Raw genomic sequence first — 19,422 nt, forward strand, 5'->3', positions numbered from 1 at the left:
CTTGTTAAAAATTAAAGAACCGGAATGTAAAATTCACTTAGATTTAGTTGGTATATTACGTATGTGCTACCAAGCAAATGTTAAAGAACAAGAAGAAAATGCGGAGGTTTCTAATTTAGACAATGAAAAGCAGGTAATTACATTAGCACAACTCCAACAATTCTGTACCGAAAGCTCAATTGAATCTATAATAACATCAACATCAAAAGGTAACATAGATGCTGACAAAATTATCTTACCTTTCCCTTCTGTAGAACAACAAAGGCAGTTAGGGAAATTATATCGTTCTGAAAGTGATGGACCCGGTGAAAATATAATTAAAATTTTTAAAGAGTTTTACCCTTCTAATTCTGACAATGGTAACGTTGGAATAGTAATATTATTAGGTGATGAAAAGGTATCATACGGCGACCTAGATCTATGGTATATTTAAAAATTTATGAGTTTGTAGAGACAACCTAGCACCGCTTTCTAGTGCTAATTTTACTGCTAACTCATTATTTTCGTCATTAAGTCTTTGGTTGTTTTGATCCATAGGTTGAATAAAAACCGGTATATTATAAGATGTTTGCCCTACTTCCGGTATGATACTATATTCTAAAATATTTTTAGCAACGATAAATTTCACTGCACTAATTTTAGGCAATAAATTTTCTCTTATTTTACTATAACCGGTTTTACCGGCTTTCGGTGAACAAATTATAGACACCCCTTTTGGCAAAGAGCGATATAACGTACCGTTAGTCTCTATCTGGACTTTAAAATCTAGGTCTAGTAACTTATGACATAATAACTCTATAGGTTGACGCATCGGCTCACCGCCGGTTATTACTACTAAATTAATTGATTTTTCATTTTTAGAATTTAATGCCAAAATTTCTACTTTATTTAAAATCTTATCTATATCTACTAAATCAAAATCTTCAAACTCCGTATCACAAAAATTACAAGCAAGATTACACCCCCCAAGCCTAATAAAGATCGCAGGGCAACCTACAAAAATACCCTCACCTTGTATAGTCTTAAAAATAGACTGCACCTCTAACTTAGTACCGTCACCATTTAATATGCTTCTTTTAGGATTTTGTCCGAACATTTTTAAATTATTATCGATTCATTAAAAACATTATAGTACATTTTTATAAAAAAATCTTGCAATAACTAATAAAAAAACTATTATCTAGGTTTCTATCTGTACGTGGCTTTGGTATGCCTAATTACAGTTTAAATCTAGTAAATACCAATTATAAGGAATAAATATGCCTAAATTAAAAACAAAATCTGCCGTAAAAAAACGTTTTAAACTTACTGCTAGCGGCAAGGTTATTGCATCTCAAGCAGGTAAAAAACATTTTATGCGTCGTCGTACTAAAACTCAAATTCGTAACCTTAGAGGAACTACAATACTTTGTCCTCAAGACGGATATAATATTAAAAAATATTTTTTACCGTACGGTATAAATTAATTAATTAGGAGCTAAAGCAATGACACGTGCAAAATCAGGAAAAATTTCCAAAAATCGACATAAAAAAATCCTTAAATTAGCCAAAAGCTATAGAGGTAGAGCTAATAGCTGTTTTAGAATAGCTATTGAAAAGGTAGAAAAAGCCCTCCAATATGCTTATAGAGATCGTAGAAATCGTAAGCGTGATTTTAGAGGCTTATGGATTCAAAGAATAAATGCAGCAGTAAGAGAACATGGGCTTGTTTACTCTCAGTTTATTGGAGCTCTTAAAAAAGCAGAAATCGATATAGATCGTAAAGTACTTGCAGAACTTGCCGTCAATAACAGTGATGGATTCGCAAGTATCGTAGAGCAAGCAAAAGCACATATTTAGTTTAATTGTCATCCCGTGGCCCCTTCACGGGATCTTGTATCACAGCTTGTGTCCTGAGATCCCGCAATCAAGTCGCGGGATGACATGTTTATAATAATTAATTTTTATTTTCGTTCGGTATAAATATTATGAAACGTACATTTCAACCTAGCAATATAGTTAGAAAAAGAAGACATGGTTTTAGAACTAGAATGGCTACTCCATCCGGAAGAACAATCTTAAGAAGACGCCGTGCTAAAGGTAGACATAAATTATCTGCTTAAAATAATCTGACTTATCAAAGTGTCTATTACCTCTTTAAAAAATCAAAAAGAATTTGAACTTATAAATAAGTTTGGAAAGAAGTTCCATAAAAGATATTTTATTTTGGTAATAGCAAAAAAACTTTCTAAAATTTTCCTTGAACCAAAATATAACGTCTTTTTAGGGATCAAAGTTAGCAAGAAGCTAAATAAAAAAGCTGTGGTTCGCAATAAAATTAAAAGGCGTATCCGACATCTAATTAGAATTATTGTTAGTGATTCTAGCTTCAAGGCTATAAAATTCGCAATGATTATTATTCCAAGAAAAGGATTTGAAGAGATAAACTTCTCACACTTGAATTATGAATTAAGTAAAATAATTCTAAGCAATATTTAGATTTTATTGAATGGCTTAACATTGCCCACGTGGTTCGGTTTTTCCGTCATTGCGAGGAAAAACTGTAAGTCTTAACGAAGCAATTTAGTAAAAAATTCTGATTTACAGATTTTTTATTATTTTTTATATATTGCCACGCTCCTTGCAAGTCGTTCGCAATGACGACTTGGATATCCATGCAAACAAGCCTTCCACGGGAATAATATTGAATTTTATTGCTTATGCTCCCTCTATCCCCTCTCCTAATGCCGATACTTCTTCTACTACAGTAAGTGTTGTATCTATAGTACGCGAGTTTCGTATTAATAGAGGAACTGAATAGCTTATAGTAACTGGGTTACGAGGATATTAGTAATATTGTTTTTGTTATAAGCATTTTCTATTTCTTTTTGCTTTAATTCGTTACTCTTACTCCAGTTATAAGCCTCTTTTTCTTCTTCATTTTCAGGTTGACCGTTTTTAATACGCTTTATTTTGTTCTCTATTTCTACAATTTTTTCTTTTATAAATTTAGAAGACTCTATATATATTACCTTCAAAAATTCCTTATCTACATTCTTATCTTTATCTTTAATATATTTTCTAAATTCTGATTTTAATCTGAAAAACTTTTTCATAATTTCAGCATTTTCAATAGGCATTGATAATTCAAGATACTTTAAATTATTGTAAATATATTGGAAATTTTCTTTTTGCTTTCCATAGTCAAATAAAAATTCTGCTTTTATATACTCTTCAATAGCATCAATAACACTTAATACAAAACTCGTCTTTTCTACTTCAAAATCTAATTCGCTCATATTTAAATCCTAATTATTATTAAATTGAAATTTAAGAAATTTTAACTTTTGGTAATATAATAATTAAGATAGTGTCAATGTCATATAGTCAATTCAATTGGATTTGCATACAAGGAGCAAAGAACGAAGCCTATAACTAATAGGAGAGCGACGAGCAACGTAATAGGCAAGTCCAAATCAATTGACTATAAAATACGATGATTAATTTTTATGTAAAATTCTATCGAACTATTCTCAATAAAAACTTACAACCACTTTCGTTTCTTAAAATATTTATAGGTAATAATTGTAGATAATAACATTAAGAATAAGGCTATAGGATAACCATACGGCGATTTAAGTTCAGGCATTACGGTAAAATTCATACCGTAAATACTGGCTATTAAAGTGGGTGGGAGAAAAAATATAGTAACCAACGAGAAAATTTTAATAATATTATTTTGTTCAATTGCAATCATACCAAGTGCTGCGTCTAGGGTTCTTGCAATCTCGCTAGATATAAATTGTGAAAAATTAATTATTGAGTCTACGTCTCGAAGCAATGTATCTAATAGATCCTTAGATGCTTTATTTTGAGTTATTTGTGGAGATTTTAAAATATATTGAATAGCCATAGTTAAAGAAAATAAACACTCACGGCTTTTAGAAAGTAAATCACCTTTTCGACTTATTTTCTTTAATACATTAGTATGATCTATACGCAAATCATTAATGTTATTATCAAGTATTAAACATCCATAATCATCAATATCCATACTAATCAACTGTACAATATTCGATAATCTTGTTACCATATTACGAAGTAACATAAATAAAATATTTTCTGCATTATGTTTGTTATTAAGCTGCTTAGCAAATTTATTTATACAGTCATTAAAGGGTATTAATTCTACGTAACGAACTGTTATAAGACAACCTTTATGCAAAATAAATACTATAGAATGTGTTTCAGGAAATTCTTGCTCTTTATTAACGAGTTCCGTAATAGTTAGATATAACACCTCATTTTCAACATATAACCTCTCGGAAATCTCAATTTGCGATATGTCCTTTAAAGTCGGTATTTCTATATTTAATGTATTTTTTACTATTACTTTTTCTTCATCGGTTATATTGAATAAATCAATCCATAATGTGGATTCATTAATAATATATTCTTCATTTTTTACTATAGAACTATTTTCCTTTAAATATGTAGTTATCATATAATCTCAAATATGTTTTTGTAAAGATTAACAAACTTCACTCTTTAAAGCAACTTAAAGCTTTTATTCTCGTAGATGATTCCTATTATTAGACTTCTTGCATAACCTATCTTATGAATAGAAATTTGAAAGAAACACGGAAGCACTTACCACTGCAGCGTACACGCGCAAGTAACGTGAGGATGCGAGTACCGGATTGACGTATAAATTACCTTTAGAAGGAGGTTATGCAAGAAGTCTATTTTCTAAATAACAAATAATATACAATATAAAACCATCCAAAAAATCTATGAATGATAGCCCATAATATTGATTTGTTAACATTAAATGATATTACCATTGCAAGGTATTGTTCCAAGAGAAATACCACCGTATCCTAAGTAATTCATATATTTTACCCTTAATATTATTGTAGGATATTTATTATGTTTTATTAAGATATTTTATGAATTAAAAATAATTAATTTATATATTATTGCTTAAAAACTACTTTATGGGACTGTTAACAAAATAGCTTTAATTGATAATTAATAAGATTTTTGAGAGGATATATCCTATTTTAAAAAAATCTTATAATTTGCAGCTAAAAAGAGCAAGGAATCAATAAGACGAGGAACGACAGCGGTTATTAAATGTTCAGCATTCGAGAACTTAAAAAGACATTGCTGCCAATTTTTTAAGTTCTATCTGAATATATACGTCCCTTAAAAAAGCAGAACTTTATATATTAATTATTTTTTTGCAGTAAGATTCCAAATTTTCTCTGCTTTGCTTCCAAGCCACCAAAAGCTTATTCCTAGAATTGTAAAAAATACTGCTTTATGAGTTGTATTCCAAAAATATTCAAAAAATCTTGTATATAAATTCACGCGAGTTTCGTATTAAGATGCCTAAATTATGGTTAATGAATATGCTATAATGCTTATCCTTTCAAGGTTTGTAAGAGGTATGACAAGTTTTACAATTTAATAGTTATAGTCAAAAAAGACAATTTACTAAAAATTTATGCAGTTTTAAGTACATTTTATAACAAAAACAGTATTATCAAGATCCCCGTAACCCAGTTACTATCAGCTATTCAGTTCCTCTATTAATACGAAACTCGCGTTAATTAATAAAACTGAGCTATTAACAATAGTACTTTTATATCATCAATCACCTTGTAAAAACTTTAAATATTTTTATATGTCCTATCTACAATTATATAAATCTGAATTTGTAACTCTTCCATCATATACTCGTTTTATAGCTTTAAAACCCAGAATTCTAACGTATTTAGTTTTATTGCTTGAATGGTATATGTATCAATCTCAACCTACCGGAGTCTCTTATATTGATGCAACATCTTTAGCAATTTGTCATCCAAAAAGAGTATCTCGCAATAAGGTGTTTGCTGGTATTGCTGCATTAGGCAAAACAACAAAAGGTTGGTTCTTTGGTTTTAAATTACATTTATTGATTAATGAACTTGGAGAGATTCAAGGTTTAAAACTAACGCCTGGCAACATAGATGATAGAGTGCCAGTGCCAGAAATAACCAAACGTATTACTGGATTGTTGTTTGGGGATAAATGCTATATAAAACAAGAACTTTTTGATGAACTATACGTCAGAGAGATCAAGTTGGTAACTGGGATAAAGAAGAAYATGAAGAATAAACTTATACCATTAATTGAAAAAATTTTACTACGCAAACGCTCAATTATTGAAACAGTTTTTAGTGTACTAAAGGGGTTTTTGAACTTGAACATACAAGACATAGATCAATTTGGAATGCCTTCGTCCATATCTTATCTACTCTTGTTGCTTACTGTATGAAATCTAACAAACCAGCTATATCTAAAAATTATCTAATCCAGAATTGAGGTAAATAATATAAAACGTAATGGATAATTCATACCTAAGTAATAGCTCCCCATCCTGACATATACCCGGTTTCTGCTCCCATCAAACTACCTAGTGAAATTAAAGCAAAGCACCAAATTAAATTTGATTTAGAGAAATATCCTAATATGGCATAAACAATAAAAGATAAAAGCAATAAAATGGAAAAATGTCCACTCCCTGAATCAAATGCTTTTCCTAGTTGATAAATAGCACAAGCAGTGGTTAAGACCCCTAAAAATAATACTGCCCCATTGCTAAAAATTTTCTCTGGTTTTTGTTGTTGTCTTTTAAAACCAACAAAATAAATTATTCCCGATAAAGTTGATAAGGTAATAAATTTCAGCAGATACGGGGCATTAAAAATATATTCTAATAATTCGCGTAGATAACGATCAGACAAAATAGCATTAATAGCAATAACTATACATATTAAAGAAACCCAAAAAGAATATCTAGCTAATTTCTTCCAATCAAAATTTAATATTTCTATATCGTTAAGTAAACCGGTGTTATTCCATTCATTTAATGCTGAAAAAAGTATCTTTGCCTGTGATTTAGAAATTTTCATAAGTTAATCTAAATATCTCCAAAATTTTAATGGAAAGATATTATTAATATAAAAATATGTCAAGAATTACTAGATTCTGTGGACAAACTACCTTTAGAAGGAGGATATGCAAGAAGTCTAATGAATATACTCGATCAACTTCAAAAATTGGCTACGTCATCCTACAAGTACTGCGGTACTCACGTATAGCTTAAGCAGGTAAGGTAGTTACTTTTTGTAATACGTGATAAACAGCATCAAAAAAATATGTAAAGTTACTAGTATCTTTTCTAATTTGATGTTTAATTTTAAACCAATAATGTTCTATAGGATTAAGGTCAGGACTGTAAGTAGGAAGGAATAAAATACTTGCCCCTACCGATTCAATTAATTCTTTTACCTTAGAGTTTTTATGAAAATTAATATTATCCATTACTACGACTTGTCCTGCCCTTAATTCTTTAATGAGTATATCCTTGACATACGTCTCAAAAATAGCTTTATTACAATTGCCTTCAAATATTAGAGGTGCTACAATATTGCTATTACATAGGCCAGCAATCATACTAATTCTGTGTTTGTGCTGATAAACTTTTTCACCATAACATCTTTCTCCTTTTGGGCTCCAGCCATGTTCTCGACACGTATTATCTTCTATTCCTGATTCATCCAAAAACACTAGTTTATCTTTGTCTATGGTGGTTATCTTTTCTATAAACTCATTTCTTAATGTCCCCCTTCGGGGATAAGAAATCCCTCGCCTTCAGGCGAAGGGAAGATATAATGAAATTGCTTTAGCAATGAATTTATATCAAGAAACATGAGAAGTTATAGAAAGAATAGTCATAGTCAGTATGATTTAAAAGTACATCTTATATGGATACCAAAATATAGGAAGAGAGTGTTGATAGGCAAAGTAGCGGAAAGGGCTAGAGATTTACTAAGGCAGATTTGTATGGAACATGAAGTATATATAATTTCAGGGAAAATATCATGTGATCACGTGCATATGTTTATCTCATATAAATCACAAATATCTCTTAGCAAGTTAGTACAGTATTTAAAAGGTAGTAGCTCAAGAATTTTATTGCAAGAATTTGCTCATTTAAGAAAACAATTTTGGGGCAATCATTTGTGGGCTAGGGGCTATATGGCGGTCAGTTCAGGTAATATAACTGATGAAATGATACAGCACTATATTGATGAACAGGAAGGTGAACCTGTGAATGATGATCGATTTCTAATCGATTCCACTTTATAACCCCTCAGCTTATAGCTGAGGGTTCTTTAGTTTTTTCTTTAAAAAAGATAGTATTATTTTTGAGAAGAGATATAGGAAATTGAAAAAAGAAAATTATAGTCTTAAAAGCAAACAATTAGTTAAAGATAGTGACAGTAAATATTTGGACTGAGTAATTACTTATATAAATATAAGCAATATACTAATTTAGTCTTTAAGGAGGTAATCCAGCCACAGGTTCCCCTACGGCTACCTTGTTACGACTTCACCCCAGTCGCTAATTTTACCGTGGTTGGCTGCCTCTTGCGTTAGCTCACCACCTTCAGGTAAAACCAACTCCCATGGCGTGACGGGCAGTGTGTACAAGGCCCGAGAACGTATTCACCGCGGCATGCTGATCCGCGATTACTAGCGATTCCAACTTCATGCTCTCGAGTTGCAGAGAACAATCCGAACTGAGATGTCTTTTAGGGATTTGCTCCACGTCGCCGTCTTGCTTCCCTCTGTAAACACCATTGTAGCACGCGTGTAGCCCAACCCGTAAGGGCCATGATGACTTGACGTCGTCCCCACCTTCCTCTGGCTTATCACCAGCAGTTTTCTTATAGTTCCCGGCATTACCCGCTGGCAAATAAGAATGAGGGTTGCGCTCGTTGCGGGACTTAACCCAACATCTCACGACACGAGCTGACGACAGCCGTGCAACACCTGTGTGTGGTCCAGCCGAGCTGAAGAAAAGTATCTCTGCAATCCGCGACCACCATGTCAAGGGTTGGTAAGGTTTTTCGCGTAACATCGAATTAAACCGCATGCTCCACCGCTTGTGCGAGCCCCCGTCAATTCCTTTGAGTTTTAATCTTGCGACCGTACTCTCCAGGCGGAGTGCTTAATGCGTTAGCTGCGAAACCGAAAGAGAATCTTCCGATATCTAGCACTCATCGTTTACGGCGTGGACTACCAGGGTATCTAATCCTGTTTGCTCCCCACGCTTTCGTGCATTAGCGTCAGTTGTAGCCCAGATGACCGCCTTCGCCACCGGTGTTCCTCCTAATATCTAAGAATTTCACCTCTACACTAGGAATTCCATCATCCCCTACTACACTCTAGATTAGTAGTTTTGAAAGCAATTCCGAGGTTAAGCCCCGGGCTTTCACTTCCAACTTACTAAACCGCCTACGCACTCTTTACGCCCAGTAATTCCGAACAACGCTAGCCCCCTCCGTCTTACCGCGGCTGCTGGCACGGAGTTAGCCGGGGCTTTTTCTGCAAGTAACGTCATTATCTTCCTTGCTAAAAGAGCTTTACAACCCTAAGGCCTTCATCACTCACTCGGTATTGCTGGATCAGGCTTTCGCCCATTGTCCAATATTCCCCACTGCTGCCTCCCGTAGGAGTCTGGGCCGTGTCTCAGTCCCAGTGTGGCTGATCATCCTCTCAGACCAGCTACAGATCGTCGGCTTGGTGAGCCGTTACCTCACCAACGACCTAATCTGACGCGGGCTCATCCATCAGCGATAAATCTTTCTTCCGTAGAGAATATACGGTATTAGCTTTTATTTCTAAAAGTTATTCCGTACTGATGGGTAGATTCCCACGTGTTACTCACCCGTCTGCCACTAACTAATTGGAGCAAGCCCCAATTAGTCCGTTCGACTTGCATGTGTTAAGCATACCGATAGCGTTCGTTCTGAGCCAGGATCAAACTCTCAAGTTTGATTCTGTCAGTTTTACTTTAAAAAATTGACAGGTTTAATTATCACTTTTGTGATATGTACATGTTTACTGTCACTATCTATATCTAATTATTTACTTTTAAAAACAGCTGCGACTTTTTTTCATTTATCGCTTTAGATTAGGTGTAGTTATATGCAATATAATCAGACCTGTCAACTACAATTTTGAAATTATTTTATTTTTTTATTAAGAGCCTGTTCACAATCTTATTTTAATTGATAACTAAACAGATTTTTAAGCAAAAATTAATAAGATTTTTGTAGGAATAGTACTCCTATTTCAAAAAAATCTTATAATTTGCAGCTAAAAAGATTTTAATTTAACGCGAGTTTTGAATTAATATAGCATAGGATTTAGCATATCAAGAGAGATGTAATAGAAGGTTTATTATCAGACATTTGATAATTTATCAGTGCTGCAACCATATGCACAAAGGCATTTGTAACTGATCTATGCCTTGAATGCTCAAACTTCCCCAATAGTTTAATTTTACTAAACACAGATTCTATTAATGCTTTTTTAAGCAATAATATTTTATCCAACATAGACATAAGTTTATTTTTCATATTTTTCTTTACCCTAGTTACCATAAAAATTCCTTGCTCTAAAAGTTGTAGAAATAATTGTTGCGAAATATAACCACGATCTCCGAATACTTTACCAAAAAGATTTTTGATTATCAGTTCCAGCTGTTTTCTATCATCCTTATTGCCAGGGCTAAAAGATGCTTTAACTATACCACCGGCTCTATTAATTATTAGATGTAGTTTAAGTCCATAGAACCAACCTTTTGTTGTCTTACTGCTTGCTGCTATGCCGGCGAACACTTTATTCATTGAAATACGGTATCTCTTACATACCTCTATACTACTTGAATCTACAAAAGAGAGTCCGTCACACTGATCCAAAATAGAATTGAATATTAGTACTAATAGTGGTAAATGTGGACCTATTATTTTTATAAATTGACTATAGCTTACTAATTGAAAATCTCTTTGATGATGAATTCATATTTGCTTCAGATAATAATTCTTAAAACAATCATAAGATGACTGCCAGTAGCCTATTATAATTGTTATTACCTCACTTCTGTTCAGTCGACTTTTAGGACCAGATTTGTTGTTATGGTTAGTAATTGAATTTGTATGCTTGTCTAATTCTTGAAAAAAATCATCGACGTAACAAAATATTTCTGTAAAATCCATTATCATAGGTTATTGCTCTTAAAGTTTTTTCAATAACCTATAAACTTTTTTCTAATACTATAAATACCATATTTTAATTAGCAATTTGTATTTTGTACTCACTTTATAACAAAAACAGTATTATCAAGATCCCCGTAACCCAGTTACTATCAGCTATTCAGCGACTTTTTGAATACGAAACTCGCGTGAATTAGCTTTAAAATTAAGATCGTGAACAGGCTCTTAAGCTTATTTATTTAGCAAATCCTCTAACAATTTTTCGGATGGAGTGCTACCGTTTAATACTAAATTAACGCGAGTTTCGTATTAATAGAGGAACTGAATAGCTGATAGTAACTGGGTTATGGGGATCTTGATAATACTGTTTTTGTTATAAAATGTACTTAAAACTGCATAAATTTTTAGTAAATTGTCTTTTTTGACTATAACTATTAAATTGTAAAACTTGTCACACCTCTTACAAACCTTGAAAGGATAAGCATTATAGCATATTCATTAACCATAATTTAGGCATCTTAATACGAAACTCGCGTTAAATTAGGATTATTTAAAACCTCATTATCAAAGGGTTCAAACCTCCCTCCGAGATGTTTTGCTAAAAACTGTTCTGCAATAGCAGAAAAGGAAAGTTTATTTGATTCATTTAATAAAGAAATGTGTTTCATTTTTATATAAAGTCTTACTACATGACAATTTTTAGAGATGTAAGGACTAAAGGATTGAATTTTGCTGATAATTCATGATGATAACGGGGAAAGAACTTGGTTTACATATGAAAGATCATTCCGCCCCTCTAGTCGAATTATTACAAAAACATATTTCGCTTAATTTATCAAGAGCAAAATGTTTAGGATTATTTATCATTTCAATGCTTAACAGCAGGACAGTAAACATGTCATTGTTATGCAATAGAATGCCGTCTGGGATTAAAGCAGCTTCATGGTATAGAAGGATGCAAAGATTTATCTCTGAAATCTCAATATCATGGAGAGTATTACCTGTTATGTTAGTCATGATGACTGGGTTTGAGCAGGAGCAAAAATGGGTATTGTGTTTAGATAGAACGAATTGGAAATTTGCTTACTACATGACAATTTTTCATTTTATCATCTTTGGATATTGGAATATCAAGGACAACAGCTGTATCCAACGTACTAATTGAGTAGAAATATTATACAAGATATTAACCAATGTATCTAATCCAACACGAAATATACTATTTTGCCTATAACCATGTTTTTTAATAACTATTGGTTTATCTAAAACTATAATCTCTCCAGTTTGATAAGCTAGGCAAAATGCAATAGACAATATTTGCATCAATGTATCTAATCGTAAATCATTAGTAATATGAGTTGCTTCACAGTTGAATCCTGCTGATTTAAAAGCTTTGAACATTGTTTCAATTTGCCATCTTTGAGCATATAATCTCAGCAGGATTTTTGATCTCATCACTATGTATTAAGACTGCAAGTTCACTCTTCTTATTTCTGATCCCTACTACATTAAATATTTCACCTTTTGTACCAATTCTACGTTGTGACAAACTCACATGCGATCCTATGGCTAGAGGGCGAAATAACTCTTGTATTTTAACCATTTTTCCCCTTGCATTACTGATATATTGTCTATTTTCTCTAACTCGAAAAACGTATCTTATTTGATTTGTTCTAAGCCAAGAGAGCCATTCCTTACCTATAAATTCTCTATCAGCGGTTAATGCTTCAATGCGGTTTTTGTCAAAAACTTCTAAAAAACACTCCATCAGATCAATACGCTCAATATAATCAGAGTTACCACACTTTTTATCACTTAGAAAATTCCAAAAAGGGGGATCGCTATACCATGAAAACTGACAGCTAAATATAAAATATTTATATGTCGTTTACCAAATTTCCAATTCGTTCTATCTAAACACAATACCCATTTTTGCTCCTGCTCAAACCCAGTCATCATGACTAACATAACAGGTAATACTCTCCATGATATTGAGATTTCAGAGATAAATCTTTGCATCCTTCTATACCATGAAGCTGCTTTAATCCCAGACGGCATTCTATTGCATAATAATGACATGTTTACTGTCCTGCTGTTAAGCATTGAAATGATAAATAATCCTAAACATTTTGCTCTTGATAAATTAAGCGAAATATGTTTTTGTAATAATTCGACTAGAGGGGCGGAATGATCTTTCATATGTAAACCAAGTTCTTTCCCCGTTATCATCATGAATTATCAGCAAAATTCAATCCTTTAGTCCTTACATCTCTAAAAATTGTCATGTAGTAAGATATAAAGTATAAATTACCGGAATATTATGCTTGTTTATTGCTTCTACCATTTGGTCCGGTTCAGCTTGCGGCACTCTTGTATCTTTTGCTTCTTGCATTACAAGTAAAGGCTTTGTGATATTAGTAACGTGCGTTAATGGAGAGTACCGGTATAATTTCTCAGCCGTTTCTAAAAGACTCAATTTTACTTTATCTAGCCTATCTAAACGAGCATCTTGAATAAAGTAATTTGAAATTGTTGCTAAATTAGGTGGACCGGCAATATCCACACTGCAAGCAAAAAGCTCAGGCGTAAAAGTTAATCCGGCAAGTGCCGCATATCCACCGTAACCGACTCCCATAATAGCAATTTTTTTAGGTTCGGCTATTTTATTTTTAATAGCCCAGTTAACGGCATCAATTAAATCATCTTGCATTTTCTGCCCCCATTCTCCGTAACCACTACTTAAAAACCTCTTTCCGAATCCTTCCGAGCCTCTAAAATTAACGCTTAGAACCGCATAACCACGATTTGCAAGCCATTTATGATTGGTGTTCATACCCCATTTATCTCTTTGATCAGGTCCATCATGCACTAAAAGTACTAACGGTAATGGATTCTTTGGATAAATTTGCTTATTTAACTCAGTATTTTTAGGGAAAGTAATATAACTAACTAAATCTAAACCGTCCCTAGATTTAATAATTACCGGATTCATAGGAGATAGAGAATATTGCTCTAATGCTTTATAACGTGCAAATAAATGTTTTACTTCTTTGTTTTTCCTATCATATTTATAACATTTAGTAGGGCGGGTATCACTATAAAACATTACAAACCAAGTTTTGTCATCTACTGTACGATGCATAATTTCTAATTCCCCTAAATTTAAGACCTCAAGGAATTTAATATCATCTCTAATAGCATTATCAATTATACGATATTTAGGTTTATCGTAATTAGTTATAACCGCTTAGACTTTATTGGTAATCGGATCAGAGGTAAAGCTGTAAGAATCTGTCTTTTCATCTTCAGCAATTAATTCTGATTTACCGTTTGCTAAATTGACTAATTTAACGCGAGTTTCGTATTAATAGAGGAACTGAATAGCTGATAGTAACTGGGTTACGAGGATATTAGTAATATTGTTTTTGTTATAAAATGTACTTAAAACTGCATAAATTTTTAGTAAATTGTCTTTTTTGACTATAACTATTAAATTGTAAAACTTGTCACACCTCTTACAAACCTTGAAAGGATAAGCATTATAGCATATTCATTAACCATAATTTAGGCATCTTAATACGAAACTCGCGTTAAATTATTATCAAAAAGAAAATTCCAAAATTTATCATTCTTCAATACTAATTTTTTACTGTAATCAGTAAGATTAAATGAATAAATATCAAAATATGTTTGATCAGTTTGTTTTAAGCCAATCAATACTTCATTAGGATTTTTAAGACTTGCGGCAATTAACTTAGCCGTAAGATTTTTATCAGGAATTAATAATTTTGTTTGTTTGGTTTTTATATCATAACTATAAAGCTGATTATTATTAGTACTTGCTTCTCTTTCTAAGTAAAGTATATGATTATTATAGCCCCAAGCATAATTACAATTACCGCACTTTATATCTATGGTCGTTATAATATTGTCAGGATCATCACTATCTACTATATATATATATACGATTTATTATCTTTCTCTGCTATATAACTTATATATTTACCGTCCGGACTAAAATTTAATTCTTTATATTTAGATAAGGCAAATAACGCCTTTCTTGGTATAATATCATCCTTAACATCCATATCTGCTTTAATAGCGGGATTTATTATTATATAGAGATAATTTTTGATAGCATAATAAATACCTTAAAATAATTTATGGTTATTTTGTCACTATAAACATAAAAAATTACTTTATGCAATAAATTTTATAAAATTATCTGGCACAGCATAATTCAGAAAGGTTCAAACAAGATGAGCTTCTATGTCATTCCCGCGGAAGCGGGAATGACATATAGGGTTTTTCAAAAATTGTCCGATACTATAATTCTAACCTCCCGAACGTCCGACTTTCAAATCTAGCTCTTTTAAATCGAATTTTATATCGATTATTGCTCCCTCTTCTTCTCTGTTCGCTATATCTAGAATGCCGCAATGTTCTTCGACTATTCTTTTGACTATAGCAAGCCCTACTCCCATACCTTTACTGCTGGTCGTAACATAGCTTTCGGTAGCTTTGCCTATTAGCTCAGGCGGGAATCCTTTACCGTTATCTATTACAATAACACTAATAAAATCGTCTTTAGCATCTATAGTAACTTCTATTTTCCCAGATTCTCGCCCTTCTATTGACTCTTCTGCATTTTTCAACAAATTTATCATAACTTGATTTATTTGGGTAGCATCACACATAAAATCAAATTGATCTACGTTAGACTCAAATTTATACAAAATATTATCATTAAGTAATTTATGTGCTTCAACAATATGCTTAACTAAATAAACTAATTCACTCTTCGTAAATTTAGGAGCAGGAAGACGTGCAAAAAGAACAAATTCGGATACTATATTTTTAATATCGTTAGTATGGCGAATAATCATTTTTAAATAACTTTCAAATTCTGCCCTTTCCTTAATTTCAGGACTAAATTTCTTAAGCAGCCTTTCAGAAGCAAGTAAAATAGGAGTTAACGGGTTCTTGATTTCATGGGCTACTTTTTTTGCAACATCCGACCAAGCCATAGCCCTCTGTGCTATAACTAAATCGCGCTGCTGGCGGGAAAGCTGCTTAATCATTCTATTAAATGCCACATAAAGCGTTCCTATTTCGTCTTTATCTACTTCATTTTCAGGTACTTGCACCGTTAAATCACCGTCTTTAACTTTGTCGGTTGCAGTAACTAATTTTTTAATAGGTTTTATTATTTTAGCAGTAAATATAACCCCGAAACTTATAGCTACAAAAAGAAGTAATAAGGCAATAAAGATAAACATTATAGAGAACTTAATCTGTATATTATCTATTTCATTTTTAAGGCTATTATACTCGGCAGCTGCTCCGTTAGTTGCATCTACATGGTCGATAATTTTATTATCTACTAATCTACCGACTAATAAATACACATCATTATATTCTTTTAATTTAATCAGCATCCTTATTTTGGTTGGATCGGATTTTACTTCCACCGGTTCACCTAAATCCGCTTTTTTAATTAAATGTGCAGGGATAGTTGCAAATGATAATGAAAAACTTAAATAACTATTAGCTACTATAGTATTAGTAGATTTGTTTAAAACTATAGCTTCATCAAGCGAACGCATTTCTGCTTCAGTATTAAGTGTTTTAGTAAATAAAGCGGGATTGTGAATTAAATCGTAATACATATCGCTTAAATCTTCAGCAACGGCTAAAGCCGTTTCTTTTAGCTGTAATTTATGCTCGGCAATATAAGATTCTGCAACTATCACGGATTGGTCAAGAACTGTAGAAATCTTCTTATCAAACCAAGCTTGAACACTAAGATTAAAAAAATAAACAGAAAATACCGAAACAATTATAGTTGGAATAGCTGCAACTAAACTAAAGGCAATTACAATACGATTTTGTAATTTAGAACTATCATTATTATTATTTTTAGTAAAAAATTTTTGAGTTAGTAAAACACCTAAAATTAAAAAAATTGCTAAATCAACTAATAAAAATCCAATAATCGTACTAAAATTCTTCGATTCTAAAGATATCACATAAGAAGTAGCACAGGCAAAAATAACGGCAGCCGCTATTAAAGTAAAAATCAGCATTCTACTAGAAAAATAAGAATGTAAATTTTGTTTAAGATAACTAAGCATAGATACTGTTTATATGACTATAACCGTTCTTTATAACATAAAAAAAAGCCAATTGGGAATATTTCAAGTTTTAAGTACCTTATTGTATTTCTGCGGAGGTGTTGCTGCGTGGGTACTTAATCGTCATTGCGAGCAGGCATTGTTGCGTGGACCGGTAAAACCCACTGTGTCACCCCGTGGTCAAGCCACGGGATGACAGAGGTAAAATTGATCCACGCAACAATGCTTTGCGAGCAGCCGTAGGCTTCTGAGATTGCTTCGTCAATTGCTATGCAATTTCCTCACAATGACGGAAAATTACAAAGCAATCTATAGTCAATTCAGCCCCATTTGGTGACAGGCGTGAGAGTAGAGCCTATAATAATAGGCGAAAGGGTGAACAACGTGCTACCTCGTTCAAATCAATTGACTATACATAACAAAAAAGCTAGAAATATTAATATTTCTAGCTTTATATTTAGTATTTAAATAGTTTGAAATTTTATTCATCAAACATTTTTTTACGAGCAAATTTTCTCTGTCTTCTCGCTGCTTCTTGTGCTTTACGAATACGCTTCGCTGAAGGTGTTTCATAATAACGCTGTTCTTTCATCTTACGAAAATAAAGCTCTCTTTGTAGCTTTTTCTTAAAATTCTTAAGCGTATTATCACAATTACCGGCGTGAACATTTACTAGTATCACTAAAATTACTCTCCTTAAAAGATATTGTGGTTTATTGAACTATACCCTATAATTAAGTTATATGTCAAGGTTAAAAATATGAGCATTCAAGAAGAACACCATATCAAAAAAATAAGCTTCGTGCAATCTTTATTAGAATTATTACCGTTTAATGAATGGAATAATAAGCTGCTCGAAGAAGCAGAAGAAAAATGCGGCTTTGCAAAAGGTTATACTTTAATAGTTTTTCCAGAAGGTTTATCTGAAATAGTAGAATTCTTTGAAAGCTACTTAGATAATATTATGTTAGAAAGCTTAAACACAATAGAAGAACCAAAAAAAATAAGAGAGAAAATATTTTTAGCCGTAAAGATCAGAATCAAAACCGTGCTTCCTATTATTCATAGTAAGAATGCCGCTTATTTTGCATTAAACCCAATGCAAGGCACTCAAGTTGCATTCCGTAGTTGTGATGCTATTTGGCGTTATGCCGGCGATAAATCTCTTGATTTTAACTATTATACCAAAAGAGGCTTATTACTCTCGGTTTATGTCTCATCTATTCTTTTTTATATCCAAGACGAATCAGAAAATTATATTGAAACTGATAAATTTATTGAGACTGCCGTAGAAAATATAGTAAAAACTTTCTCACAGATGAAAAAATTACTTGATCCTTCAAATATCCCCATAGTTAGAATGTTTACGTAGATATACTTAAATGGGGTAAAATATATTTTGTGTAATATTAATTATTTGGTAGGCTTTAAATAAATACATGATTAATAATTGACACTATATGTATATTATAATATTCTATTTTAGAATTTATTATAGTGATATAATTATGAAAGCTTTACATAGTAGCATTGATAAAAACGGTAGGTTATTAATTCCTCATCAAATTAGAAACGCTATGAAACTTAAAGCCGGCGATTCTTTCATTATAAATAAAGTTAATAATGAACTACATTTAGTAACTCTTCATAAGGCTGTAAAAGAAGCTCAAGCATTGTTTAAACAACATGGCTCTAAATCAGAATCATTTGTTGATGAATTTTTAAAGCAGAAATATCAAGAAGCAAATAAAGAAAATTCTAAGTTTTAATTTGTGGTTCGATAATGTCTTCTCATAACGATAAACCTGTGATTCTAGATAGCTCTTCCTTGATAGCTTTACTTGCTGAAGAAAAAGGACAGGAAAAAATTATAGAAGTACTACCTTACGCTGTAATGAATACTGTAAATATTGCAGAAGTAGTAAAATTCTTGATAGACCGAAAAGGTTTAATAAGAGAGCAAACACATAAGCTAATACCAAATCTTATTCCAACAATTTTACCGTTTGATGAGGAGCAAGCTTTTTTAAGCGGAGAGCTAATAACTAAAACTAAACAACTAGGATTATCACTTGATTATAGAGCTTGTCTTGCTCTATCAAAAAAAATTATCCCGTATATACAGCAGATAAAGCTTGGGCTAGCTTGCAATTAAGTTGCAATATTGTTTTGATTCGCTAATTTTTATCAAAAAA

At 32.1% G+C, this 19,422-nt stretch carries 22 protein-coding genes, 1 rRNA gene and 3 pseudogenes; 12 read left to right on the top strand and 14 right to left on the bottom strand.

Annotated features, from left to right (window positions below):
• The first annotated feature begins 1 nt into the window (after position 1).
• Positions 2–433 (top strand): hypothetical protein, encoded by a 432-nt coding sequence (locus REIS_RS15915; protein ID WP_008580801.1) that lies wholly within the window; start codon positions 2–4, stop codon positions 431–433.
• Here the strand turns inward: REIS_RS15915 and REIS_RS07660 are convergent.
• Entirely contained in the window at positions 419–1,096 is a 678-nt protein-coding gene (locus REIS_RS07660; RefSeq protein WP_008580802.1) for a 7-carboxy-7-deazaguanine synthase QueE, read from the bottom strand. The two genes, REIS_RS15915 and REIS_RS07660, sit on opposite strands and share 15 nt — an antisense overlap.
• Positions 1,097–1,259: 163 nt before the next feature.
• Here REIS_RS07660 and rpmI point away from each other — a divergent pair, with 163 nt between their 5' ends.
• The 4 genes from rpmI (at position 1,260) to rnpA (ending at position 2,478) form a co-directional block, all read left to right on the top strand.
• On the top strand, positions 1,260–1,466 hold the full coding sequence (rpmI, locus tag REIS_RS07665) for a 50S ribosomal protein L35 (protein WP_008580803.1): 207 nt from the start codon (positions 1,260–1,262) through the stop codon (positions 1,464–1,466).
• Between the two features lie 19 nt (positions 1,467–1,485).
• The gene (gene rplT, locus REIS_RS07670; RefSeq protein WP_008580804.1) at positions 1,486–1,839 is read left to right on the top strand and encodes a 50S ribosomal protein L20; all 354 of its coding nucleotides are present in this window, start codon (positions 1,486–1,488) and stop codon (positions 1,837–1,839) included.
• A 128-nt stretch (positions 1,840–1,967) separates the two neighbouring features.
• Complete coding sequence (rpmH, locus tag REIS_RS07675) at positions 1,968–2,102, top strand: 50S ribosomal protein L34 (protein ID WP_008580805.1); 135 nt, start codon at positions 1,968–1,970, stop codon at positions 2,100–2,102.
• Between the two features lie 19 nt (positions 2,103–2,121).
• On the top strand, positions 2,122–2,478 hold the full coding sequence (gene rnpA, locus REIS_RS07680) for a ribonuclease P protein component (protein WP_008580806.1): 357 nt from the start codon (positions 2,122–2,124) through the stop codon (positions 2,476–2,478).
• A gap of 323 nt (positions 2,479–2,801) precedes the next feature.
• On the opposite strand, the gene REIS_RS07685 is transcribed toward rnpA, so the two are convergent.
• Positions 2,802–3,278, bottom strand: a complete 477-nt coding sequence (locus tag REIS_RS07685) for a hypothetical protein (RefSeq protein ID WP_008580807.1) — start codon at positions 3,276–3,278, stop codon at positions 2,802–2,804.
• 84 nt (positions 3,279–3,362) lie between these two features.
• On the opposite strand from REIS_RS07685, the pseudogene REIS_RS13180 reads away from it, so the two are divergent.
• Positions 3,363–3,470 (top strand): annotated as a pseudogene (locus REIS_RS13180) (palindromic element RPE2 domain-containing protein); the annotation flags it as partial.
• A 53-nt stretch (positions 3,471–3,523) separates the two neighbouring features.
• Here the strand turns inward: REIS_RS13180 and REIS_RS07690 are convergent.
• Positions 3,524–4,483 (bottom strand): magnesium transporter CorA family protein, encoded by a 960-nt coding sequence (locus REIS_RS07690; RefSeq protein ID WP_008580808.1) that lies wholly within the window; start codon positions 4,481–4,483, stop codon positions 3,524–3,526.
• A gap of 1,095 nt (positions 4,484–5,578) precedes the next feature.
• On the opposite strand from REIS_RS07690, the pseudogene REIS_RS13195 reads away from it, so the two are divergent.
• Positions 5,579–6,348, top strand: a pseudogene (locus tag REIS_RS13195) (IS982 family transposase); the annotation flags it as partial.
• A 35-nt stretch (positions 6,349–6,383) separates the two neighbouring features.
• Here REIS_RS13195 and REIS_RS15925 read toward each other — a convergent pair.
• Complete coding sequence (locus REIS_RS15925) at positions 6,384–6,938, bottom strand: hypothetical protein (RefSeq protein WP_008580811.1); 555 nt, start codon at positions 6,936–6,938, stop codon at positions 6,384–6,386.
• Positions 6,939–7,128: 190 nt separating this feature from the next.
• Positions 7,129–7,656 (bottom strand): annotated as a pseudogene (locus tag REIS_RS13200) (IS630 family transposase); the annotation flags it as partial.
• A gap of 81 nt (positions 7,657–7,737) precedes the next feature.
• Here REIS_RS13200 and tnpA point away from each other — a divergent pair.
• Positions 7,738–8,178: an IS200/IS605 family transposase gene (gene tnpA, locus REIS_RS07710; RefSeq protein ID WP_008579210.1), complete on the top strand. Its 441-nt coding sequence runs from the start codon at positions 7,738–7,740 to the stop codon at positions 8,176–8,178.
• Between the two features lie 194 nt (positions 8,179–8,372).
• Here tnpA and REIS_RS07715 read toward each other — a convergent pair.
• The 3 genes from REIS_RS07715 to REIS_RS14455 all read right to left on the bottom strand — a co-directional run bounded on the left by REIS_RS07715 (position 8,373) and on the right by REIS_RS14455 (position 11,761).
• Positions 8,373–9,871 (bottom strand): 16S ribosomal RNA (locus REIS_RS07715).
• A gap of 373 nt (positions 9,872–10,244) precedes the next feature.
• Positions 10,245–10,898: an IS982 family transposase gene (locus REIS_RS11335; protein ID WP_083787731.1), complete on the bottom strand. Its 654-nt coding sequence runs from the start codon at positions 10,896–10,898 to the stop codon at positions 10,245–10,247.
• A gap of 713 nt (positions 10,899–11,611) precedes the next feature.
• Entirely contained in the window at positions 11,612–11,761 is a 150-nt protein-coding gene (locus tag REIS_RS14455; protein WP_008580813.1) for a hypothetical protein, read from the bottom strand.
• A gap of 74 nt (positions 11,762–11,835) precedes the next feature.
• Here REIS_RS14455 and REIS_RS13205 point away from each other — a divergent pair, with 74 nt between their 5' ends.
• Positions 11,836–12,258 (top strand): hypothetical protein, encoded by a 423-nt coding sequence (locus REIS_RS13205; protein WP_008579489.1) that lies wholly within the window; start codon positions 11,836–11,838, stop codon positions 12,256–12,258.
• Here REIS_RS13205 and REIS_RS16540 read toward each other — a convergent pair.
• The 6 genes from REIS_RS16540 to rpsU all read right to left on the bottom strand — a co-directional run bounded on the left by REIS_RS16540 (position 12,195) and on the right by rpsU (position 17,909).
• A complete protein-coding gene (locus tag REIS_RS16540) occupies positions 12,195–12,494 on the bottom strand; it encodes a hypothetical protein (protein WP_008579488.1) in 300 nt (99 codons plus the stop codon). The genes REIS_RS13205 and REIS_RS16540 overlap by 64 nt on opposite strands.
• Positions 12,495–12,498: 4 nt before the next feature.
• Positions 12,499–12,861: a transposase gene (locus REIS_RS16545; RefSeq protein ID WP_008579487.1), complete on the bottom strand. Its 363-nt coding sequence runs from the start codon at positions 12,859–12,861 to the stop codon at positions 12,499–12,501.
• A 47-nt stretch (positions 12,862–12,908) separates the two neighbouring features.
• A complete protein-coding gene (locus REIS_RS07740) occupies positions 12,909–13,325 on the bottom strand; it encodes a hypothetical protein (RefSeq protein ID WP_008579269.1) in 417 nt (138 codons plus the stop codon).
• A gap of 49 nt (positions 13,326–13,374) precedes the next feature.
• Entirely contained in the window at positions 13,375–14,235 is an 861-nt protein-coding gene (locus tag REIS_RS07745; protein ID WP_008580815.1) for an alpha/beta hydrolase family protein, read from the bottom strand.
• A 1,192-nt stretch (positions 14,236–15,427) separates the two neighbouring features.
• Positions 15,428–17,227, bottom strand: coding sequence for a sensor histidine kinase NtrY-like (locus tag REIS_RS07750; RefSeq protein ID WP_008580819.1), 1,800 nt, complete (start codon positions 17,225–17,227; stop codon positions 15,428–15,430).
• Positions 17,228–17,708: 481 nt separating this feature from the next.
• The gene (gene rpsU, locus REIS_RS07760) at positions 17,709–17,909 is read right to left on the bottom strand and encodes a 30S ribosomal protein S21 (protein WP_008580823.1); all 201 of its coding nucleotides are present in this window, start codon (positions 17,907–17,909) and stop codon (positions 17,709–17,711) included.
• Positions 17,910–17,987: 78 nt separating this feature from the next.
• Between rpsU and REIS_RS07765 the strand changes: the two genes are divergently transcribed.
• The 3 genes from REIS_RS07765 to REIS_RS07775 all read left to right on the top strand — a co-directional run bounded on the left by REIS_RS07765 (position 17,988) and on the right by REIS_RS07775 (position 19,382).
• Complete coding sequence (locus REIS_RS07765; protein ID WP_008580825.1) at positions 17,988–18,599, top strand: COQ9 family protein; 612 nt, start codon at positions 17,988–17,990, stop codon at positions 18,597–18,599.
• Positions 18,600–18,735: 136 nt separating this feature from the next.
• Positions 18,736–18,996, top strand: a complete 261-nt coding sequence (locus REIS_RS16550; RefSeq protein WP_008580827.1) for an AbrB/MazE/SpoVT family DNA-binding domain-containing protein — start codon at positions 18,736–18,738, stop codon at positions 18,994–18,996.
• Between the two features lie 14 nt (positions 18,997–19,010).
• Positions 19,011–19,382 carry a type II toxin-antitoxin system VapC family toxin gene (locus tag REIS_RS07775; RefSeq protein ID WP_008580829.1) on the top strand — a complete coding sequence of 124 codons (372 nt, stop codon included), beginning with the start codon at positions 19,011–19,013 and terminating at the stop codon, positions 19,380–19,382.
• Positions 19,383–19,422 lie beyond the last annotated feature (40 nt).

The organism is Rickettsia endosymbiont of Ixodes scapularis, from assembly GCF_000160735.1.
Taxonomy (GTDB): Bacteria; Pseudomonadota; Alphaproteobacteria; order Rickettsiales; family Rickettsiaceae; genus Rickettsia; species Rickettsia tamurae.